This is a genomic window from Stappia sp. BW2 (genome assembly GCF_008107695.1).
Taxonomy (GTDB): Bacteria; Pseudomonadota; Alphaproteobacteria; order Rhizobiales; family Stappiaceae; genus Roseibium.
In genome coordinates, this window is record NZ_VIRG01000081.1 from 1 (window position 1) to 458 (window position 458).

Genomic DNA, 458 nt, shown 5'->3' on the forward strand with positions numbered 1-458 from the left:
CCGCAGAATAATAATCATTAGGCAGTGAATGAAAATATGCTTCCCGGGGTTGCCCACCAATATCCACACAAACTTCATAGTTATTAAACGCAGCAAAAGCTCATTTTTTGACTGGTGAATAAAGCGCCAAGTGTGATATAGTTCACACAAGTTGATGAAACAGAAATGGCGTTTCATCACTCTCTAGTACGCCAGTTGAGACCAGAGCGCTATGCCATCGTCAGTCGCGCCAGGTCGTCCATGGCTCCCGACTTTCTTTGAGGATAGGTTAATGGCTTCCATTACTACCAGTGTCGTATTATTGCGCTGGCCCCTGGTGAGCGCGGTGCTGATGTTTCTCGCCAGCTCACTGAATATTCAGCTTCGCAAAAGCGATTACGCCGGTCTGGCGGTGATCTGCAGCTGCCTCGGCCTGGCCGCCGCCTGCTGGTTCGCCACCGGTTTGCTCGGTATCACCC

1 protein-coding gene is annotated in these 458 nt (G+C 50.7%); it reads left to right on the forward strand.

Annotation, left to right across the window (positions count from 1 at the left end):
- Positions 1-271: 271 nt before the first annotated feature.
- A partial coding sequence (locus FMN63_RS27665; protein ID WP_148587403.1) for a YjcB family protein occupies positions 272-458 on the forward strand: 187 nt, incomplete at its 3' end.